2 protein-coding genes are annotated in these 372 nt (G+C 60.2%); both read left to right on the top strand.

Features of this window, described 5'->3' with window-relative positions; genetic code table 11:
* Positions 1–195 (top strand): hypothetical protein (locus AC1D0P_RS31975; protein ID WP_477680395.1); only part of this gene is annotated, 195 nt, incomplete at its 5' end.
* Positions 188–372, top strand: a 185-nt coding sequence (locus AC1D0P_RS31970; RefSeq protein ID WP_477680394.1) for a hypothetical protein, incomplete at its 3' end; no start/stop codon positions are given. The genes AC1D0P_RS31975 and AC1D0P_RS31970, both read left to right, overlap by 8 nt.

Below are 372 nucleotides of genomic sequence, written 5' to 3'. Positions count from 1 at the left end.
CTCTATATGCGCGACGAGGCCACGCCATTGCTCGACGTGATGCGCGAGATCGGCGAGGCAACGCGCGGGGAAGCCTTCGATGGCGTCAGCAATGAACAGCGCGACGAACTGTTCAACATCCTGTCCACTGTGAAAACCAACCTGATACAGGCCTGCCGGATGCCGGTGGCCGAGAATGAGACGAAGCATGGCTGAGCAAAGTTCCCTCCGCGTCGTGACTGATGAGGACGCGGCAAATCCCTCCGAGAGCGGGGACATCAAGGAAAAGATACAGCAGAAGGAAACGGTCGCAGAAGCGCCGGCCGCCAGAACTGAGTCTGCTGCCCGGACAGAACCTGCCGCGAAAACCGAACCTGCCGTCAAGCCGGAGAC

It is taken from the genome of Polaromonas sp. P1_G2 (genome assembly GCF_056405515.1).
The sequence above is the reverse complement of the archived record's forward strand: the minus strand, read 5'-3'. Positions and strand labels throughout refer to the sequence as shown.